Source organism: Motiliproteus sp. MSK22-1, assembly GCF_001968815.1.
GTDB lineage: Bacteria > Pseudomonadota > Gammaproteobacteria > Pseudomonadales > Balneatricaceae > Motiliproteus.
Genome location: NZ_MIEQ01000027.1, coordinates 349,911 through 368,751 on the forward strand (window position 1 = coordinate 349,911; position 18,841 = coordinate 368,751).

The window sequence follows — 18,841 nt, forward strand, 5'->3', positions numbered from 1 at the left end:
CAGCCTTTCAGAGCAATAGCATTACTTTCTGTACAGGGTTACTTTCTGTAAATAAAGTGTAAATGAAAGCCCTCACCCATATTATGAGTGAGGGGTTTTTTACCGGTAAACTGTATGTTCTTTTCTATTTCTTGTGGTCAGCGGTCTCTTTACTTTCCATCTTTCGTTTAGTTGTCCGTGTAGCCTGTGCCTGTAATGGATTGTCTGGCCAGTAGTGCTTCGGGTAACGCCCTTTAAGATCTTTACAGACTTCTGCATAAGTATTACGCCAAAAGCTAGCCAGATCATTCGTTAATTGTATTGGCCGCTGAGCGGGAGAGAGTAACTGCAAAGTCAGTGGTATCCGACCGTTTAATACTGTTGGGGTTTGTTGAAGACCGAACAGTTCCTGAATTCGAACCGATAAAACCGGATCTTCCCTGCTGAGATAATCGATACTGATATTAGAACCGCTGGGCACCTGATAATGGCTGGGTAGCCATTGTTGTAACTGCTGTTGTTGCTTCCACTCAAGCTGATTCAGTAGTAATTGTGAAAAATCGAGTTGCTTTAATTGCTCCAACTTTCTGAAACCTTCCAGATGAGGCGCTAACCAGGTTTCAAGCCGATCTTCTAAATATTTATCTGTCATATCCGGCCACTGTGGCTCGGTTGAGTTTGTCGCGTCGGCCGTGTAGCGGTGAATAAGGGAGATTCTGGCTCTGATGTTTTGCGCTTGTTTGGACCAGGGTATCTGCTCAACGCCCCGCTGGCGAATTGCGCTGAGTAACCCTTGTGTCAACTGCTCAGCAGATGGGGGTACCGGGGTTTCTGTGAGGACCAGTGCTCCGAGACTGCTGCGCTGACGGGCTCTGACGGACTCGCTGGAAGAGTCCCAAAAAACATCGGTCCGGTCGGTGATCTGATTCCGGAAATGGGTCAACAAATCTCTCTCATCTACCGGAGCCGCCAGGTAGATACGCGCGTTTGCCCCTTTACCGTCCAGGTCTGCTGCGACTATATATGGGTGTTGACAAAGAGTATCACGATGGGAGAATGCCGCCCCCTTACCGTTGCGCAGCTGATAATTCAGACTGTCTGTCGAACGTTGTTGAGCGATTCTGTCAGGAAATGCAAAGCACAGCAAAAGTCCCGCATGACTGAGTTTGCGGGTTGTAGACTGTTCAGTCGAAGGTTTCAGATGGCGTTGCCAGCGGCTGGAGGTTGCATGAATTCGCTGAATAAGGGAGTGATTGTTTTTATTCGTTTGGTTTTTCCTGTTGGTAAGCTGATCCTGAGCGGAATAATACTGATCAAGCCTTAGGTTAATATCAGCTGATTTTTGCAATGGCTGGTTGTTTCTGGCCGTTGGATGATTGGCTGATAGCAGATCCCTTTCTCCCAGCAATGCCGCCAGATCGCAGCCCAGGCGGGCTAGACCCAGATCGTTAGACTTCAGCATCATATGGGCAAGGCGTGGATGAGTACCTAAGGTAATCATTGAGCTGCCCATAGGGGTTATCTTGTGATCTTGATCCAGAGCACCAAGCTGTTTTAACAGAGCATGGGCCTGATTAAGGTGGGCAGTGGGCGGGGCATCAAGCCAGCAAAGCTCACTCGCTTCTGCTCCCCAGGCAGACAACTCCAGTGCTAAGGATGCCAGATCTGCATGGAGTATTTCGGCAGGGGCATGAGACTCGAACTGATACTCCTGTTCCTGGCTCCAGAGTCGATAACAATGACCGGCCTGTTGGCGTCCTGCCCGGCCGCGACGCTGCTCCGCAGAGGCCTGGCTGATACGCTGAGTGATGAGCGTTGACATTCCACTGCGGGGATCAAAGCGCGGGTTTCTGGTCAGTCCGGTATCCACCACAACATTTACCCCATCAATCGTCAGACTTGTTTCTGCGATATCGGTGGCGAGTACCAGTTTACGCCACCCTTCCGGGGGCGGAGTTATGGCCAAATCCTGTTGTTCCGGGGTCAAGGCGCCAAATAAAGGTGCGAGCAGGAGTTTATCGGGTAGCGACTCCTGCTCTAATGCTTTTAAGGTTCTATGAATTTCACCACTACCTGGCAGAAAACAAAGGATACTTCCGCTCGTTTCTGCAATGATCTGGCAGAGATCGTTGACTAGCTCTGAGATTCTAAACTGCGCTAATCTGCCCCCGAGGTAATGAGTTTTAACTGGAAAACTGCGTCCATCAGAGCTGATTATTGGAATATCAGTACCCAAAGCGTTGTTGACTGAGGTGCTGTCGAGGGTGGCGGACATGATCAAAATTCGAAGATCTTCACGAAAGAGTTGTTGAGACTCCAGTGATAGAGCCAACCCCAAGTCTGCTTGTAAGGATCGCTCATGAAATTCGTCAAAAATAATGCAGCCTACGCCTTCCAGAGAAGGGTCGGCTTGAATCATTCTGGTTAGAATGCCTTCGGTTACCACTTCAATTCGTGTGTTCGGACCGGTCCTGGAATCTAATCGCATACGATAGCCCACATCTTCGGCCAGCGGTTGATTGAGTAATTTGGCCATATACCGGGCGGCGCTGCGGGCGGCGATTCGTCGAGGTTCCAGCAAGATGATCTTCTGCTCGCCCAGCCAGGATTGACCCAGCAGCGCTAACGGAATACGGGTGGTTTTTCCTGCGCCTGGAGAGGCCTGGAGCAGACAAAGGGTATGGGCATCCAGTGTTTCCAGAATCTCTGGGATCTTTTCTTCTATTGGCAGAGTGGTCATTCAGTTCTCATTTGAAGTTTTTTACGGCTTTTGGTGAGTAGAGTTTTATCAAGGTGACTCAGCTATAAAACCTTCATATAATCCCTGTTGTTTACTCAGGGGGTCGTTGGTTGTATCTCTGGAACTGCAAGCTGTACCAAAGCTAGCCTAGCGGATTAACATCTTCGGAGAAACTGTTTCCCCAAACCTCAAGCTGCGCTAAGCTAAATAGCGGAGGTGATTTCTAATGGCAGATAAGATTGTTGATATTTCCCGAGCACGTGAGCAGAAAGAGCATGAAAGAAAAGAAGAGAAGCTTGAAGTATTAAAAGATCGCTTCTCTAAAGCAATGGCTATGGACGAAAAACCAAAGAAAAAAATTGGGGTGTGGAAGCGCAAAAAGAAATCGAAGCCAAGCCCTGAGGGGTGGTAACCTTCGTTGTTTTAGCAGTGACTGTGTTTGAACTTCATATATGTGATTCCTGTTGAAAGAACCAGTCTCCAAGCCAATTCAGTGTTTTCATCATAAAGCGGATCAAATTCTGCGACTGTTATCATTAAGTTATCCAGCCAGGAATCATAAAGATCAGGTGTTATATTCAGTGCCAGTTTGCTGTGCTTAATAGCGACCTGCTCAAGATAGTCATCAGCGTAGTTTGTGGCGTAAAAAACGATTAATCGATAGAAGGATTTCTCAAGTAATTGCTGCTGGCGTTCCATATCCGTGCCTTTGAAGTGTCCCGCAACACGAGGATCAGAGGCGATGTAGCGGTCATAAAACGCTTGGAAGAAGCCTTTATTATTGCACTTTACTTTGAGGACCCGCTCATAACTCTCGTCGAAAATATGTTCGAAATCCATCTTGAACTGACCGGTAAATGTTAGTGTGTTAAGAAAAGTGTAATTCGGGATCAGCCGTTCAGCAATCTGTTACCCCGATCTGTTACTGATTTTAGATAGAAGGCACAAAGATAAAAGGCCCGCACTCAGGATGGTTGTCCCTTAAGCAGCAGGGCTTGTCTTCTGACTTGTGACATCAAATTTCAGTATTTATCAGAACATGCTGATAAACAGTATGTCATCAAAGCAGGTCCTGCCGTTTGATGCAAAACAATTTTGACTGGTTTTTGTGGCTATCGGACGACCTGTTGCTTTACTGATATACAAGGGTCTCCGATCCAGAGTTTCTTATAAAGATTTGTTTTGTCGGCTATTCTTAGTTCCAAAGGGTAGTCTCTGTCATTGCTCCCTGAAGTTATAAAAAAACACCACCATTACCAGAGGTTCCTATGTCGGCTCACGTTGAATGTTATTTTACTCCCATCTCTCCCTGGGCTTATCTGGGTATGGCTCGTTTTCGCAGGATTGTCGCAAACACCAGAGTCTCTGCGAGTTGGAAACCCGTAGATATCAGTCGTGTCTTTGCTACTGTCGGAGCGGTTCCGGTTGGCAAGAGACCGCAATCTAAACAAGCTAACCGGTTGCAGGAGTTGGAACGGTGGCGGGATTACCTGGGTCTTCCGCTCAATTTACAGCCAAAATTTTTCCCGGTAGATCCTGATCCCGCCTGTCGATTGATTGCCGCTGCCATTTTGCAGGGAGAAGATGGTGCTGCTCTTTCTGAAGCCTGTTTGAAAGCCGTATGGAGTGAAGAGAGGGATTTGTCTGATGTGGCTACATTGGCCTCCATTGCCGATGAATGTGGGCTGAATGGATCACAGCTGACATCACTATCAGATCAACCTGAGGCGCAGATACTGATTGACCGGTATACCGATCAGGCAATCAGTAAAGGGGTGATTGGCTCTCCCTGTTATGTTATCGATGATCAGGTTTATTTTGGCCAAGATCGATTGGACTTTGTTGAGAGGGCCCTTCAGCTATAGGTGGAAACCTTTTCGCCTGGTTATTGTTGAGGGATTTTTGTTCAGTGATCTTGCTTTGCTCCCCCGTGAAAGCTGTAGTCCTCAGGATTCATGCGCCTAAGTGAGGGGTGGGGGAATGGCAGCGGAGGCGTTAATCTCAGCGGGTCTCAATCTGCCTGAGGCCAGTCATAACAGAAGGCACTATAGGGCTGATTTTGAAATGCTGTTTTTCAGCTCTGAATAGTGATAGCCTTTGCGAACATTTTTTAGCGAGTTCCAGCCTGATCAACGCTAATGCCTGCGTAGTTTGCATAACCAGTAGTGCTAATGTCGTATTGCTCAAAGGGGCTTTACTGACTATTTTTGCTGCCCATGATTGAATTCAGGCTGGTATTGGATGCAAATAGTGACATCGAGGTGCTTGTGTCCTGCCTGCTGAAACCAGATTTCTAAAATTATAATGGAGTAATGCATTTATGCGTATCATCTTGCTAGGCGCACCGGGCGCTGGAAAGGGTACTCAGGCACAGTACATCACCGAGAAGTACAACATTCCGCAGATTTCAACAGGCGACATGCTGAGAGCTGCGGTCAAGGCGGGTACACCCTTGGGTAAGCAAGCCAAAGAAGTCATGGACGCAGGGCAACTGGTTTCTGATGAGATTATCATCGGCTTGGTTAAAGAACGTATCGCTGAGGCAGACTGTGCAAACGGATTCTTATTTGATGGTTTCCCTCGCACCATTCCGCAGGCTGACGCTTTGAAAGAAGCTGGCGTTAAAATCGATAGTGTTGTGGAAATCGATGTTGCTGATGAAGAAATTGTTAAGCGTATGAGTGGCCGTCGGGTTCACCCTGGTTCTGGCCGTACTTACCACGTTATCTTTAATCAGCCTAAGGTTGAGGGTAAAGATGATGTGACTGGTGAAGATCTGGTTCAACGGGCTGATGACAATGAAGCAACAGTCCGTGATCGCCTGAAGGTTTACCATGACCAAACGGCTCCATTGATTAACTACTATAAGGAATGGGCTGATCAAGACGCTGACGCAGCTCCTGCTTATAAATATATCGCTGGTGTCGGTTCTGTTGAAGATATCCGCGACGCGGTATTTGCCCAGTTAGCCTAAGGAACCTAAGTATTGCAACTCCCCTGATAGAAGAGAGGGGAAGTGTAAAAAAGCCGGCATTATTAAATGCCGGCTTTTTTACAGGTGCTGTAACGACCTCTTAGATGCTTTGATCTGGCATCCAGTGGACTGGTTATTTTCTACAAAATGTATTGTCGTATTAATATCTTGCCAGATAACAGGGTAGAATAGCCGTCATCCAGCAGTGTGCATAGGCGCTGCTTGTTCCCCAATGATTAATTCGACTGTACGCAGTCAGAGGCATTTCCATTGTCAGTAGATAAGCAGTTTTCTGAACTAGGGCTTCACGAGAGGCTATTAAAAGCGATTGAAAAACAAGATTTTAACGAGCCTACTCCTGTTCAGGTAAGAGCTGTTCCGATGGCTCTTCTGGGGAAGGATTTACTGGTTAGTGCTGAGACAGGAAGTGGTAAGACGGCAGCATTTCTGTTGCCAATGTTGCATCAGTTACTTGAGAAAAAGGCACCTAATTCGGCCACTCGTGCTTTGATATTGCTACCAACCCGAGAGTTGGCTCGTCAGGTGATGAAGCACTGCAATGATTTGATCAGCTTTACCCATCTGAAAATCGGACTGATTACCGGTGGGGCTGATCTTAAATATCAGCGAGCAATACTGCGTAAGAACCCCGAGATCGTTATCGCGACACCGGGGCGGCTGGTAGAGCATCTTAGTCACAAGACGATTGAGCTTGCTGATCTTGAGGTGTTGGTTCTGGACGAAGCGGATCGTATGCTCGATATGGGTTTTAGCGAAGATATGCTAAAAATTACCGAGGCTTGTAATCCCGAAAAACAAACCTTGCTACTTTCAGCAACTTTGAATCATGCCGGGGTCACAAAAATAGCGAAAACGGTGTTGAAGACACCCGAAAAAATCATCCTTAACCGGGTAAAGGATGGCCACGATAATATACATCAGCAAATTGTGCTGGCCGATGACGTCAAGCACAAGCAGGAGTTGTTAGTAAGACTGCTGGGTCAGGAAAACTTTGACAAAGCTCTGGTTTTCTCTAATACCCGGGATCAAACCGCAGGCATTTCTGGATTTTTGCAGTATCACAAAATCCGTGCGGCGGTGCTTCATGGTGAAATGGAGCAACTTGAACGTAACAGAGTGATGGATCTGCTTCGCCGTGGGCATATCGATGTACTTGTTTGTACTGATGTGGCAGCACGTGGACTGGATGTTAAAGGGATTGATTTAGTCGTCAATTTTGATATGCCTCGCAGTGGTGATGATCATGTTCATCGAATCGGACGAACAGGTCGAGCGGGAGCGCAGGGGTTGGCGATTTCCCTGATTAGCGCCTCAGAATGGAATCTGATGTCCAGTATTGAGCGCTATCTGAAGATCGAATTTGAACGCCGCATCGTGAAGGGGCTGGAAGGAAAATACAAAGGGCCTAAAAAATTAAAGGCCTCCGGTAAAGCGGTGGGCAAAAAGAAATCCTCTGGCAGTAAAAAGTCCGCAGGAAATAAAAAGGATGACGAAAACAAGAGCAAACAGCGTCATCGTGATCGAAAATCGGTCGGCAAACGCAGAGCGCCCAGTGCAGCTCAGGAGCAATTGAAGAAAGATTTGGGTGATGGGTTTGGTGCGTTTAAAAAACGCAAAGATTCCTAGTCGGACTACAACTCTGAAGGCTTAAGGAACTTGTTCGCAGGTTTCCTGAAGAAGGCGCGGTGACTGCGCCTTCTTCAGTTACTCAGAATAGGTAAAGACTATTACTCGGTGCGGCTGGTGACTTCCAGCAGGTGATAACCAAATTGTGTTTTAACTGGCCCCTGGACTTTATTAAGGTCAGCAGAGAAGACTACTTCATCGAACTCGCGAACCATCTGGCCACGGCCAAACTCTCCAAGATCACCACCGTCGTGACCCGAAGGGCATTTGGAGTGTTGGCGAGCCACGTCCGCAAAGTCTGCACCGGCTTCAATTTCAGATTTGAGAGTCTCACATTGTGCTTCGGAATCCACCAGAATGTGTCGTGCCTTGGCCTTTAGCATAAATATCTCCAAATTCGTTGGTTTTTATAAGAGTAGAAATCAACTGTTTTGTTGTCAGGTTGCTTTGAGTATAACTACCGAATACTAATTATCAGAAGGTGATTCTTGTAAATCCAACTTACTGGTAATTTCTTCCAGCTGCTGGCTTAAGTTTATAAAGAGTTGTTTTACGTCTACCACTTCACCATCTTCTATTCTCTTTGAAATTAAGGTTAAAGGGTAGAGTAACAGGTCAGTTTCCCTGTATCGGATGCATGGGGCCCGGCCAATATTGTCGTCAACCATCCACCAGCTAAAGCCAGGATTGTAGTTGATGAATAGCTGTCCGAATGGGACCCCTAATGTTTGCAGATCAATAGTATCGGTCGCTGCTATTTCCCCGGAATCCAATGCTTGCTGAATTAGATCCAGGTCATTGAGAGATCCATCGAAAGAACTGCCCTCGATAATCAAGCTGATTCTTAATTCTGCAAAATTCAGTTGTTTAGTCAACTGATTGATATCGTCCTGATTGGGGAGGGATATCATTTGTTGCATAATTTCTCCAGGAGCGGGTTAGCTGTCGCATCCATAAGTTGGACGGCAATCTTGGGATCTTATCCCATGTGACCGAAAAGTCACGATATTATGACTCTGAGGTAACCGCTTGTGCTCAATTACTGCCTGTTCATCCGATTGAAAGGTAATGGCTGTTTGTGAGAGGGAGTGCTGTAAAAGGAAAAAGGTAAGAAGGAAAAAGGTAAGAAGGAAAAAGTAAGAAGGGAAAGTAATGGGGTTGCGGTTTTTGAATAAGGGTCCTGATTGCCAGGGTTTAATCAGCTGCAAAAAAAACGCCCGTCGGGAAGGGGGCCCGACAGGCAATCTCTTACACAATCGCTAATCTATACTTGTACCTTAGGAACTTGCGAACATAATGGGCTTATTCGAAGATTCCCTTACATTTGGTGCAGGTCTTTCTCTGATTAGAATACTGCCACGTTATAGTTAAGGATCAGACGGTTTTCGTTTGTATCAACGGTTTCTGTTGAACGCACGGTAGAATTACGCCAGCGCAAAGACAGACCATCCAGCTCCTGAAAGTTATACTTGAGTTCGATATTACGTTCCCATTCTTTGCCTTCGGTGTTGTCTGAACGCTGAATGTTATCGCCACGAGTATAGCGGGTCATAAATGTTAAACCGGGAACGCTGGTAAAAGCATAATCAAATCGAACCTGCCAGGATTGTTCTTCTGCTCGATCAAAGTCCAATCGTTGCACAGAGTTCCAGGTGCTTAATCCTGTGTCATCATTACTGAACCCGTCCCAGGACTCTTCATATTCATCACCGTCAACGGCTTGATAGGATAGAGTGACTTTCATTTTTTCGTAAACAAGCCGAGCTGCCAGGTTTACCAGGTCACTGTCGTAGTCTTCACCCACGCTGGATAGCGCGCCTGCACCGTCCGCTTCTCCCATATAGTAATGACCGTCCAGCTCAACGGTCATTTTTTCAGATATTTTGATAGGTAGGCTGGCGTTCAGGTAAGTCTGTGTCATCACGTTATCCGCTTCACCATAGGCCAGTTTTACTGCCAGACCATTGTCGAAGTCGTAACCACCACCAATCACAATGACTTCATAGTCATTGCCTTGATTATCCGTATAGTTTTCGAAATCTTCATCGGTTTTATCCGCTGCTTTGTCTGACCAGATTCCATAGATCCTGGCTCCGGAAATATCTGCTTCTGCGATAATCGCCTGAGTCGAGCTGGGGGTTGCCCGAGAATCTGAATCATTAAATAGAGGTGTGTCGAGGACCATACGACCAGCTTTTAGGTTGGCGCTTTCACCCAGCTTGAGCTTTAGATAAGCTTGTCCAATTTTGGTATAGCCGCCTTGGGAACCGTCAGACTTGGTGCGCAAAAGACCGGTCCCCCCTTCACCGTCATCACCACTCAATTTTTGGGATGTGAACAGGGAAGCATCAAAGCCGATTAAATCTGATGCGTAACCAGAGGTGAAATCCAAACGAAGTGCCTGCGCCAATGCTTCTGAATCAGCTGTGCCAATTTTGTCACGATTAAAATAAAAGGTACGAAGATTTGCATTCAAATGGCTGTCTGCAATAAAACCGCTATCATCGTTTCCAGCTTGAACCTGCATGGCTGCTGCCAATAGCGCCGTGGATAGTAGGGTGCGTTTGATGAACATTTACTGGTTGCTCCAAAATCGAATTTGCCATCACGGGTACAAATCAAACCTGATGGTATGTATATACTGACGCTCAATTAATACGGATGTCACTTTAATACTAATTTAGCATTATCGAAAGTACAGTCTATGCTATTTACAGCACTTTCTGCGTCATCTACAGGACTCTTTCATGCAGATCGTTAAGTTATATGGTTTTCTACGTTATAACGCTCTCTAACGTGGTTTTCCATAGAGCAGTTCTTTCTAACTCCCTGATCGGTCGGCGCAGTGTATTTCGTGCATGAATGAATTGGTAGGATTGTTTTTGCACAGACTGTGTGCAAATATGCACGAATGATGAATTTAAGCTGGGATGATCTTCGATACTTTCTAACAGCGGCCCGTGCTGGAACAGTCACTGCTGCGGGGAATCAGTTAGGCGTCAGTTACACAACTGTATCCCGCAGAATTCAGCAACTGGAGGCGCAGTTGGGGGTTTTGCTCTTCGAAAGAACGCCAAGTGGTTACCTGCTGACTGCAGAAGGGGAGTCGATTATCGCCCGTGCGGAAGGCATGGAAGATACTTTTTTATCTATCAGTCGAGATTTGCTTGCTCGGGATGCCCAGTTATCTGGACCTTTGCGAGTCACAATGCCAGAGCCTGTAGCCTCCATATTGGTTGCTCCACACCTGGCTGAGTTTCAGCAGCGGTTCCCTCAAATCAGACTGGAGCTGTTAATTGGCCAGGAGACTCTTGATTTGAGTGCTCGGGAAGCGGATATCGCAATTCGAGTAACCAATGAACCCCCCGAATCCCTGATTGGGCAGGAGATTTCAAAAATTACCTTCGGGGTGTACGGGGCTGGTAATTATCTCGACACTCATCCGGATCTGAATCATCCTGATGTGCGTTATATGTGCTTACCCCATGACAGTGGTATTGTGCCGAAGTGGGTCTCCAAGGTTTGTCCGAAGGCGACGCCGGGCATCATGATCAACTCGCTGCATCTTTTAGTCAGAGGGGTAGCACAGCAACTGGGTATCGGTTACTTGCCCTGTTTTATCGGCGATAGTGATCCAGAGCTGGAACGAGTTGAGGTTAATTACTGTAGCCCGCCAATGGGGCTTTGGATTCTGTCTCATACGGATTATCGAAATACAGCCCGGTTTAAAATCTTTCGGACCTTTTTTACTGAAAAACTGCGACAGCAAAAAGCGCTGATCGAACGAGGTCAGTTTTGTCATTCAGATTCTTTAGAGTAATCAGCTTCCCCGGGCAAAAGGGCGGCGTGTTTTTTTTAAGCGCCGGTAGCGGATGGCGCCGATGCACTTGCGACAGCAAACAACTTTTTAAACGAGGGATTGCGCTGAGAGATGCTGTGATTCAGTCACGGATTTAAATGGCCATGATGTTTTCTTGCTAATAGGGTTTACGGTCATTATAATACCGCCTCCCAAAATACACCTACAGTTAACTCCTTGCTTCTCACCGAGCCATTCAAGTTAATGGCTGTTACGGATTGGGAGGCTGTTAACCCGTAAGGAGATGAAATGCGTCATTACGAAGTTATTTTTATGGTTCATCCTGATCAGAGCGATCAGGTTTCTGCCATGATTGAGCGTTACACCGGCATCATTGAAGCTGCCGAAGGTAAGGTTCACCGTTTGGAAGACTGGGGTCGCCGTCAGTTGGCATACCCTATCAACAAAATCCACAAGGCTCATTACGTGCTGATGAACATTGAGTGCGTTGGTGAAACTCTGGACGAGCTGACCAATCTGTTCCGTTTTAACGATGCCGTTATTCGTAACATGGTTGTGCGCATGAAAGATGCGGTTACCGAAATCTCTCCGATCAAAGCTGCTGAAGCTCGTGACGACCGTCGCAGCCCTCGTCGTGAAGGACCTAAGCGTGAAGGTGCTCCTAAGCGTGACGACCAGGCTGAGGAAGCGTCTGCAGTTGAAGAAGCGCCACAGTCTGATGAAGCAGCTAGCGAATAACTCGTTAGTATCGCTTTAAACATATTCTTTAGGAGAGATTTATAATGGCTCGTTTTTTCCGTCGTAGAAAGTTCTGCCGTTTTACTGCTGAAGGTGTTACTCAGATCGACTATAAAGATCTGGAAACCCTGAAAGGCTACGTTACCGAAACTGGTAAAATCGTACCTAGCCGTATTACAGGTACTAAGGCTCGTTACCAGCGTCAACTGGCTACCGCTATCAAGCGTGCTCGCTACGTTGCACTGTTGCCTTATACCGATAGCCACCTGTAAGTCAGGCTGTACTGACTGAGGGCTGTGTGCTGATTAGCATGCAGAGGAAATAGATATATCCTGTAACGGTTGGCTGGTGCCATAAAAACTGTTGCAGGTAGCTGGACCTGAGGGTTCAGTCAATTGAATGAGGTTTGCGAGATGGAAGTCATTCTACTCGAACAAGTTGGCAAGATGGGTGGCCTGGGTGACAAAGTCACTGTTAAGTCAGGATACGGTCGCAACTTTCTGGTTCCTTTTGGTAAGGCTATTCCAGCCACTAAAGCGAATCTGGAGAACTTTGAAGTACGTCGTGCTGAACTGCAAAAAGCGGCTGATGCCAAGCTGGCTGTAGCTCAGGCGCGTGCTGAGCAGCTGAACGAGATCGAATTGTCAATCGTTGCTAAAGCGGGAGACGAAGGTAAGCTGTTCGGCTCTATCGGTACTCGTGACATTGCAGATGCAATCACTGAAGCTGGTATTGAAGTTGCGAAGAGCGAAGTTCGTCTGCCTGAAGGTGCGATTCGTGCTGTTGGCGAATTTGAAATCGCTATTCAGCTGCACAGTGAAGTTACTGCCAAGATCGCTCTGATCGTTGTTGCTGAGTAATTAGCTGATTGCATCACGAAGCTTTTGTCGTCAGATTGACCTGATCGTTCTGTCCAGACAAAGCTTCGTACCATCGGTGGATTATCCTGTCAGCCTTTTCTGGCCTTGTTGATACGAGGTGGAAAGGAGGGATGTTCATGATGAGAAATCCAAAGATGGATATAAAGCACTGCTGGATAGCGGTGCTTTTTTTTGTCCGTCTGCTACAATTCCCGATCCTATAGTACCGTTGATAAGTTTATTCTGGCACCTGTTACAGGTCTTCATCCTATATGACATCGAACACCCAGCAAGATCCCGACTTGGTCCGAGCCAAGGTTCCCCCACACTCCATAGAAGCTGAGCAATCTGTTTTAGGGGGACTTATGCTTGATAGCCGGGCCTGGGATACGGTGGCTGAGATTGTCACGGAGGAGGATTTTTACCGCCAAGAGCATCGGCTTATCTTCAAGACCATGGAAAAGCTGCTAAATCTTGAGCAGCCCATTGATGTGGTTACCATCTCCGAGGAGCTGGATCGTAACAATGAGCAGGAGGCTGTGGGTGGTCTCGATTACCTTGTTGATCTGGCGAAGAACACCCCGAGTACAGCCAATGTCAGAGCCTATGCAGAGATTGTCAGTGAGCGGGCTATTCTTCGCCGGTTAATTGGTGTCGCTAATGATATCTCCGGCTCGGCTTTCAATACTGAAGGGCGTTCCAGTGCTGAGGTACTGGATGATGCTGAGCGTAAGGTATTTCAAATAGCAGAAAGCCGTGCGCAGGAGGGTGGTCCTCAGGCCGTGAATCCGTTGCTGGCCAAGGCTGTCGAGCGAATAGACGAGCTGTTCAATTCCAACACGACCATGACGGGGTTGAGCACTGGCTTTAATGATCTGGATAAGATGACGTCTGGCATGCAGAGGTCGGATCTGGTTATTGTCGCGGCTCGTCCCTCAATGGGTAAGACGACTTTCGCCATGAACCTGGTGGAAAATATTCTGATGGGTTCAGAGCAGCCAGTGCTGGTGTTCAGTCTTGAGATGCCGGCAGAGGGCCTTGTTACCAGAATGTTGGCGTCACTCGGTCGTATCGACCAGACGCGTGTGCGGGATGGTAAGTTGGAAGAGGATGACTGGCCTCGATTGACCACTGCGGTTAACATGCTCAAAGATAAACCGCTGTATATTGATGACACTTCAGGCTTGTCCCCTAATGAGATGCGGGCCCGTGCACGTCGCATTGCCCGAGAGCATGGTTCCATGGGCATGATAATGATCGACTATTTGCAGTTGATGTCCCTGAAAGGGGCGGTGGAGAGTCGTACCCAGGAAATTTCTGAAATATCCAGATCCTTAAAGGCTATCGCTAAGGAGTTGGAGTGTCCGGTTATCGCCTTGTCACAGCTGAACCGGAGTCTGGAAAACCGGCCAAATAAGCGCCCGATTAACTCAGATTTGCGGGAATCGGGCGCCATCGAGCAGGATGCTGATGTCATCATGTTTATCTACCGTGACGAAGTTTACAACGAGGATACGGAGCTAAAGGGGCGGGCAGAGATCATTATCGGTAAGCAGCGTAACGGTCCTATAGGCACCTGTCACCTGGCTTTTATTGGTAAGCACAGTCGCTTTGAAGACTTGGCTCCCGATGCTTACATGGATTACGAATAATACCCCTCTCGTATGAATGCCTGCTGAGCAGTACAACTGGTACCTGAACACTAGCAACTGTGTCTGAACAGCACTACCCGGACATTTATAGTGCGAATCGAGTTGGCGGCAGCTGAATGATACCCAGTGTTTTCCGGGGTTGGATCTAGCGCTGTCAGAGAGCATTCTGCCATTCTGGGATCAGCGCTAGTCTTTGAGTTCAGATTTATCTGAGTCTGTTCTGAATGGTCTGTGGCTTGATCATTTAACTGTTCCGCGTAGTAAGTCAGGCCTATTCGGCGTATTTTACGAAGCGATTTCGAAACGCATCTGGCACAGAGACAACCTTGCGTTCATCGTAGTCGTAAAAGACGATACCGGTTTTTGCGTGGGCTATTTCTACAGCTGTTTTTCGGTTGCTGAGCAGGTAGAAAAAATCACAGCCATATTTATTGAAGTCGCTGACCGTTACGTCGATCTGTATTTCTTCCCCATGAAATCCTTCAGCTTTGTAAATGATGACTGAATCGGTGAGAACCAATCCATATCCTTCTATATCTAGCTCAGAGTATTGATGGTTTTTAAGAAAGCGTACACGGGCTTCATGAACCATTGAAAGCACGGCGTCGTTGCCTAAATGTCCGCCATAATTGATATCACTGATCCTAACCGGCACTTCTGTTGTGAAAGTGAAGTGGCGAGGCATCTCTATTTTAACTCGGGCCATTTGTACTCCTTAAAGTGCTAAAATCAGGCACTTACTAATATAACCTTGTTAGCAGTCAATGCTAGTGGTTTTTGACTACTTCAGTGATGGCTGTCGTCAGTGTTTGTAAATCTTCAGAAGAGATTGTATAGGGTGGCATAACATACACCAGTTTTCCGAAAGGGCGTACCCAGACACCCTGGGAGACAAAAGCTTGCTGTATTTCAGCCATTCGAACCGGTTGTTTCATTTCTACCACTCCAATGGCGCCGAGAACCCTGACATCTTCCACATTGGGAAAATCCTGGCAGGGAGAAAGTCCTGCTTTCAGTTCAGTTTCGATCGCTTTTACACGAGGTTCCCATGGGGTCTGTTCCAACAGTCCCAGACTGGCATCAGCCACAGCACAGGCGAGAGGGTTTGCCATAAAAGTCGGGCCATGCATAAAACATCCCGCACCACCGGATGAGATGGTTTCTGCTATCTGGGTACTGGTCAGGGTTGCGGCAAGGGTCATATAGCCTCCTGTCAGCGCCTTTCCAAGGCAAAGTATATCCGGGCTGATGCCGGCATGCTCACAAGCAAACATTTTTCCTGAGCGGCCGAATCCAGTAGCGATTTCGTCGGCTATCAATAGTACCTGGTAATGGTCACAAAGTTGTCGCGCCAGCTTGAGATATTCCGGTGAGTAAAAGCGCATTCCTCCTGCACCCTGAACGATAGGTTCCAGAATGAGGGCTGCCAGCTGAGCGTGATGATCTTTCATCAGTTGCTCCAGAGGAGCGATGTCTGCCGGATCCCAGGGGGTGCCAAAGCGGCTCTGGGGAGCCGGTGCAAACAGGTGCTTGGGAAGTACCTGGCTGAACAGCTCGTGCATACCATTGATCGGATCGCAGACAGCCATGGCACCGAAAGTATCACCGTGATAGCCGTTGCGAACGGTAATCATACGGTGTTTTTTTGGCATGGATCGGGCTTGCCAGTATTGAATTGCCATTTTAATAGCAACTTCTACCGATACAGAGCCCGAATCACAGAGAAATACCTTATCGAGTCCTTCCGGAGAAAGGTCTATTAATTTCCGCGATAAGTTGATGGCTGGTCCGTGGGTCAGACCACCAAACATTACATGAGACATCTTATCGATTTGTTTTTTTGCCGCGGCATTGAGAGTTGGGTGGCCATATCCGTGGATTGCTGACCACCAGGAGGCCATACCATCGATCAGTTCAGTGCCATCGGCTAAGGTAAGACGCACACCCTTTGTCGACGCCACCGGGTAAGCGGGCAGCGGGTTAATCATCGAGGTGTAGGGATGCCAGATATGTTGCTGGTCAAAGCTGATGTCATCAAGGGTCAGGCTCATGTTTATTCCATCGGGCAAAAATGGCTATTAGAGCTCTACTGCCTGTTTGCTGCAAGACCTTAGGTATCTCCCACGGACATTTTTCGTGCAGGTCGGATGAAATAGCTGATTTTCTTGTGAATCTCAGGAGTTAATCCAGCCTGAATCCTACTTTTACGATCACCTGGAAATGGGCTATTTCACCATTTTCCACATGGCCGCGGGTTTGTTGGACTTCGAACCAGCCAACGTTATCCAGCGACTCCGAGGCTTTGGTAATCGCATTGCGAATGGCATCGTCGCTGCTGGTAGTCGAAGAGCCAACAACTTCTATTAATTTATACACATGATCAGACATAGCTCAATTCCTGTTTTATTCCTTGTTCAAGGAGTGTAGACCAGTCTTCTCTGTATTGATGGTTATTTCCATGAGCAGACTTCAGCGTGTAAACAGGGCAATTGACTCTACATGGGTGGTCTGCGGAAACATATTCATGACCCCCCATTTTTCCAGTCTATATCCTTGTTTTACCAATTCAGCAGCATCCCTGGCTAAGGTTGCAGGATCGCAGGAAATATAGAGTACTGTTGTTGATAGGGTTTCAGAAGTATATTGTTTGAGTTGCTGTATGACTTCTAAGGCACCTGCTCTGGGTGGGTCCAGCAGGATCTTGTTGAACCTCTGGTCTGATTGATTTTTAAACCAGGGTTTTTGACTGATGTCTCTGGTGAGGTCTGCACAATAAAAACGAGCATTGCTAATGTCATTCAGCTTGGCATTTTCTGTGCCACGGGCGACCATTTTTTCAGACCCTTCAACGCCCACCACTTCCGCTGCAAGTGTTGCCAAAGGCAGGGTGAAGTTACCCAGTCCGCAAAACAGATCCAGAATTCGATCCTGGTTGTTAGGTTCCAGCAATTCCAGAGCCTGGGTTACCATTTTCTGGTTGATAGCAGCATTAACCTGAGTGAAGTCGCTGGGATGGTAGCCCAGCACAAGTGATTTTTCTGGCTGGTCCCTGTTGTCTTGATTTTCCTGAATATTCTCTGCAGAGCCAACATGACGGGGTAGGTGCAGATTGTAGTACAGACGCTCCTGGCCTTCACCATGACGATAGATACTATCAATATCTCCGGGCTGTAAATACAGCTGTGTATTCTGTCTGCGGGCGAGCTGATCGAATGCTTTGAGGTCATTGCTGGCTAGAGGGCGAGGGTGGCGTAAGACGATAGCTGCATCTTCGTCACCCAGAGCAAGCTCAATGTGGGATATTGATTGGGGCTTTTCACTCTGGATGATTGATGATGAAAGGTCTTTCAGTAGTTGTTCTGCCCGATGTTCAAGTATCGGGCATTCTTTGATGGGTATCAGCTGTTTACTTTGCTTACGCCGAAAACCAATCACTGGTGTAGCCTTGTTCTTGCCGGTCAATACTCCCAATCGAGCGCGGCGTCGGTATTGCCAGTGGTTTAGATCCAGAGGGGATAATATGTTTTCAGGCGCTAATCCGCCCAGTCTGCGTAACTGATCCAGTGCCTGCTGCTGTTTAGCGTCGATCTGAGCCTCAGATGAGAGATGCTGAAGCTCACAGCCCCCGCATTGATTGAAATGTCTGCAGCGGGGAGAGCGGCGCTGTTCTGAGGCATCAAGAACTTCCAGGCAGCGTGCTTCATCATATTTTGCGCGTCTGTTGAGATAACTTACCCTAACTCGCTCTCCGGGCAAGGCACCACTGACAAATAAAATTTTGCCGTTGTGACGACACAATCCGCGACCGTCGTGGCCGAGTTTCTCTATTGTCACTTCGAACGGAGGTTCAGTAAGGGGACTCGTCTTTTTGCCTGGGCTGTAAAATCGGGGACCTGGTTTTTTATGGTTAGATGCCCTGCGGTTAGAGCGACTCACAGCTGCAGAAGCTCCCGGTATTCTGAACTGAGGCCTTGTTCAAATTCATCCTGAGTGATGTCAAATTGCATTTGCCCAATCATTGATTCGAGAATAACCTGGCAGGTTTCACCAGTCTTTTTTGCCTGCTCGATCAAGCCTTTCAGGTTTGTTGCTTCCTCTGAATCAAAAACCCCTTCGGCTTCAAGGCAAGCCAGATACTCTTGAGTGTAGGGGCCGATGACATCAAGATTGTTCATCATAGCTGCCTGCAGGCGAATCATCAGTTCCATATCAATATTGGCCGTCAATTCTGCTATCAGGCTTTCAATACTGGGAATGTTGTCTTGATTCCCGGTACTGTTTTCAGTGTCCTCTGTACCACTATGAGCCCATAGTGGCACCAGAGTCATTATTACTAATAGGATTCTAAGAAGTTTCATAAGGCTGTCTCAATAATTACTGAGTTGGTTTTGTTGCTGTGTTCAGAGGATATGGCTCTTTGGATTGCCTGCA

The 18,841-nt window shown here is 47.4% G+C and carries 19 protein-coding genes; 9 read left to right on the top strand and 10 right to left on the bottom strand.

The annotated features are described in order from the left end of the window. Window positions 1-124: 124 nt before the first annotated feature. Window positions 125-2,719 carry an ATP-dependent helicase HrpB gene (gene hrpB / locus BGP75_RS07760; protein ID WP_076717289.1) on the bottom strand — a complete coding sequence of 865 codons (2,595 nt, stop codon included), beginning with the start codon at window positions 2,717-2,719 and terminating at the stop codon, window positions 125-127. A gap of 226 nt (window positions 2,720-2,945) precedes the next feature. Here hrpB and BGP75_RS07765 point away from each other — a divergent pair, with 226 nt between their 5' ends. After that, window positions 2,946-3,131 carry a hypothetical protein gene (locus BGP75_RS07765; protein ID WP_076717291.1) on the top strand — a complete coding sequence of 62 codons (186 nt, stop codon included), beginning with the start codon at window positions 2,946-2,948 and terminating at the stop codon, window positions 3,129-3,131. An 11-nt stretch (window positions 3,132-3,142) separates the two neighbouring features. Here the strand turns inward: BGP75_RS07765 and BGP75_RS07770 are convergent, their stop codons facing one another. Next, window positions 3,143-3,559 carry a globin gene (locus tag BGP75_RS07770; RefSeq protein ID WP_076717293.1) on the bottom strand — a complete coding sequence of 139 codons (417 nt, stop codon included), beginning with the start codon at window positions 3,557-3,559 and terminating at the stop codon, window positions 3,143-3,145. Window positions 3,560-3,987: 428 nt separating this feature from the next. On the opposite strand from BGP75_RS07770, the gene BGP75_RS07775 reads away from it, so the two are divergent. From BGP75_RS07775 to BGP75_RS07785, 3 genes are all read left to right on the top strand, one after another. Continuing rightward, on the top strand, window positions 3,988-4,584 hold the full coding sequence (locus BGP75_RS07775) for a 2-hydroxychromene-2-carboxylate isomerase (protein ID WP_076717295.1): 597 nt from the start codon (window positions 3,988-3,990) through the stop codon (window positions 4,582-4,584). 455 nt (window positions 4,585-5,039) lie between these two features. Next, window positions 5,040-5,693 (top strand): adenylate kinase, encoded by a 654-nt coding sequence (adk, locus tag BGP75_RS07780; protein WP_076717297.1) that lies wholly within the window; start codon window positions 5,040-5,042, stop codon window positions 5,691-5,693. Between the two features lie 270 nt (window positions 5,694-5,963). After that, a complete protein-coding gene (locus BGP75_RS07785; protein ID WP_076717299.1) occupies window positions 5,964-7,340 on the top strand; it encodes a DEAD/DEAH box helicase in 1,377 nt (458 codons plus the stop codon). 101 nt (window positions 7,341-7,441) lie between these two features. On the opposite strand, the gene BGP75_RS07790 is transcribed toward BGP75_RS07785, so the two are convergent. The 3 genes from BGP75_RS07790 to BGP75_RS07800 all read right to left on the bottom strand — a co-directional run bounded on the left by BGP75_RS07790 (window position 7,442) and on the right by BGP75_RS07800 (window position 9,915). Further along, the gene (locus BGP75_RS07790) at window positions 7,442-7,723 is read right to left on the bottom strand and encodes a peptidylprolyl isomerase (RefSeq protein WP_076717302.1); all 282 of its coding nucleotides are present in this window, start codon (window positions 7,721-7,723) and stop codon (window positions 7,442-7,444) included. An 84-nt stretch (window positions 7,724-7,807) separates the two neighbouring features. Next, window positions 7,808-8,260 (bottom strand): DUF3806 domain-containing protein, encoded by a 453-nt coding sequence (locus BGP75_RS07795; protein WP_083704684.1) that lies wholly within the window; start codon window positions 8,258-8,260, stop codon window positions 7,808-7,810. A 425-nt stretch (window positions 8,261-8,685) separates the two neighbouring features. Then, window positions 8,686-9,915, bottom strand: a complete 1,230-nt coding sequence (locus BGP75_RS07800; protein ID WP_076717304.1) for an OprD family outer membrane porin — start codon at window positions 9,913-9,915, stop codon at window positions 8,686-8,688. A 336-nt stretch (window positions 9,916-10,251) separates the two neighbouring features. Between BGP75_RS07800 and BGP75_RS07805 the strand changes: the two genes are divergently transcribed. The 5 genes from BGP75_RS07805 (at window position 10,252) to dnaB (ending at window position 14,410) form a co-directional block, all read left to right on the top strand. Next, entirely contained in the window at window positions 10,252-11,160 is a 909-nt protein-coding gene (locus BGP75_RS07805; RefSeq protein WP_076717306.1) for a LysR family transcriptional regulator, read from the top strand. 288 nt (window positions 11,161-11,448) lie between these two features. Beyond that, entirely contained in the window at window positions 11,449-11,898 is a 450-nt protein-coding gene (gene rpsF, locus BGP75_RS07810) for a 30S ribosomal protein S6 (protein WP_076717308.1), read from the top strand. Between the two features lie 44 nt (window positions 11,899-11,942). Beyond that, window positions 11,943-12,170 (top strand): 30S ribosomal protein S18, encoded by a 228-nt coding sequence (gene rpsR / locus BGP75_RS07815; RefSeq protein WP_076717310.1) that lies wholly within the window; start codon window positions 11,943-11,945, stop codon window positions 12,168-12,170. A gap of 141 nt (window positions 12,171-12,311) precedes the next feature. After that, window positions 12,312-12,758 carry a 50S ribosomal protein L9 gene (gene rplI, locus BGP75_RS07820; protein WP_076717313.1) on the top strand — a complete coding sequence of 149 codons (447 nt, stop codon included), beginning with the start codon at window positions 12,312-12,314 and terminating at the stop codon, window positions 12,756-12,758. Between the two features lie 272 nt (window positions 12,759-13,030). Next, window positions 13,031-14,410, top strand: a complete 1,380-nt coding sequence (dnaB, locus tag BGP75_RS07825) for a replicative DNA helicase (protein WP_076717315.1) — start codon at window positions 13,031-13,033, stop codon at window positions 14,408-14,410. A gap of 271 nt (window positions 14,411-14,681) precedes the next feature. On the opposite strand, the gene BGP75_RS07830 is transcribed toward dnaB, so the two are convergent. The 5 genes from BGP75_RS07830 to BGP75_RS07850 all read right to left on the bottom strand — a co-directional run bounded on the left by BGP75_RS07830 (window position 14,682) and on the right by BGP75_RS07850 (window position 18,768). Further along, window positions 14,682-15,116, bottom strand: coding sequence for a thioesterase family protein (locus BGP75_RS07830; protein ID WP_076717317.1), 435 nt, complete (start codon window positions 15,114-15,116; stop codon window positions 14,682-14,684). 61 nt (window positions 15,117-15,177) lie between these two features. Next, a complete protein-coding gene (gene bioA, locus BGP75_RS07835; RefSeq protein ID WP_198939295.1) occupies window positions 15,178-16,461 on the bottom strand; it encodes an adenosylmethionine--8-amino-7-oxononanoate transaminase in 1,284 nt (427 codons plus the stop codon). Between the two features lie 130 nt (window positions 16,462-16,591). Continuing rightward, complete coding sequence (locus BGP75_RS07840; protein WP_076717319.1) at window positions 16,592-16,798, bottom strand: dodecin; 207 nt, start codon at window positions 16,796-16,798, stop codon at window positions 16,592-16,594. Window positions 16,799-16,879: 81 nt separating this feature from the next. Further along, on the bottom strand, window positions 16,880-18,346 hold the full coding sequence (gene rlmD, locus BGP75_RS07845) for a 23S rRNA (uracil(1939)-C(5))-methyltransferase RlmD (RefSeq protein ID WP_076717322.1): 1,467 nt from the start codon (window positions 18,344-18,346) through the stop codon (window positions 16,880-16,882). Continuing rightward, window positions 18,343-18,768 (bottom strand): hypothetical protein, encoded by a 426-nt coding sequence (locus BGP75_RS07850; protein WP_143821006.1) that lies wholly within the window; start codon window positions 18,766-18,768, stop codon window positions 18,343-18,345. Before BGP75_RS07850 ends, rlmD begins: the two co-directional genes overlap by 4 nt. Window positions 18,769-18,841 lie beyond the last annotated feature (73 nt).

What these genes read in the sequence shown, in the direction of transcription:
- hrpB (WP_076717289.1), bottom strand. Translation starts at nt 2,719, where the DNA reads ATGACCACTCTGCCAATAGAAGAAAAGATCCCAGAGATTCTGGAAACA.
- BGP75_RS07765 (WP_076717291.1), top strand. Translation starts at nt 2,946, where the DNA reads ATGGCAGATAAGATTGTTGATATTTCCCGAGCACGTGAGCAGAAAGAG.
- BGP75_RS07770 (WP_076717293.1), bottom strand. Translation starts at nt 3,559, where the DNA reads ATGGATTTCGAACATATTTTCGACGAGAGTTATGAGCGGGTCCTCAAA.
- BGP75_RS07775 (WP_076717295.1), top strand. Translation starts at nt 3,988, where the DNA reads ATGTCGGCTCACGTTGAATGTTATTTTACTCCCATCTCTCCCTGGGCT.
- adk (WP_076717297.1), top strand. Translation starts at nt 5,040, where the DNA reads ATGCGTATCATCTTGCTAGGCGCACCGGGCGCTGGAAAGGGTACTCAG.
- BGP75_RS07790 (WP_076717302.1), bottom strand. Translation starts at nt 7,723, where the DNA reads ATGCTAAAGGCCAAGGCACGACACATTCTGGTGGATTCCGAAGCACAA.
- BGP75_RS07795 (WP_083704684.1), bottom strand. Translation starts at nt 8,260, where the DNA reads ATGCAACAAATGATATCCCTCCCCAATCAGGACGATATCAATCAGTTG.
- BGP75_RS07800 (WP_076717304.1), bottom strand. Translation starts at nt 9,915, where the DNA reads ATGTTCATCAAACGCACCCTACTATCCACGGCGCTATTGGCAGCAGCC.
- BGP75_RS07805 (WP_076717306.1), top strand. Translation starts at nt 10,252, where the DNA reads ATGATGAATTTAAGCTGGGATGATCTTCGATACTTTCTAACAGCGGCC.
- rpsF (WP_076717308.1), top strand. Translation starts at nt 11,449, where the DNA reads ATGCGTCATTACGAAGTTATTTTTATGGTTCATCCTGATCAGAGCGAT.
- rpsR (WP_076717310.1), top strand. Translation starts at nt 11,943, where the DNA reads ATGGCTCGTTTTTTCCGTCGTAGAAAGTTCTGCCGTTTTACTGCTGAA.
- rplI (WP_076717313.1), top strand. Translation starts at nt 12,312, where the DNA reads ATGGAAGTCATTCTACTCGAACAAGTTGGCAAGATGGGTGGCCTGGGT.
- dnaB (WP_076717315.1), top strand. Translation starts at nt 13,031, where the DNA reads ATGACATCGAACACCCAGCAAGATCCCGACTTGGTCCGAGCCAAGGTT.
- BGP75_RS07830 (WP_076717317.1), bottom strand. Translation starts at nt 15,116, where the DNA reads ATGGCCCGAGTTAAAATAGAGATGCCTCGCCACTTCACTTTCACAACA.
- bioA (WP_198939295.1), bottom strand. Translation starts at nt 16,461, where the DNA reads ATGAGCCTGACCCTTGATGACATCAGCTTTGACCAGCAACATATCTGG.
- BGP75_RS07840 (WP_076717319.1), bottom strand. Translation starts at nt 16,798, where the DNA reads ATGTCTGATCATGTGTATAAATTAATAGAAGTTGTTGGCTCTTCGACT.
- BGP75_RS07850 (WP_143821006.1), bottom strand. Translation starts at nt 18,768, where the DNA reads ATGAAACTTCTTAGAATCCTATTAGTAATAATGACTCTGGTGCCACTA.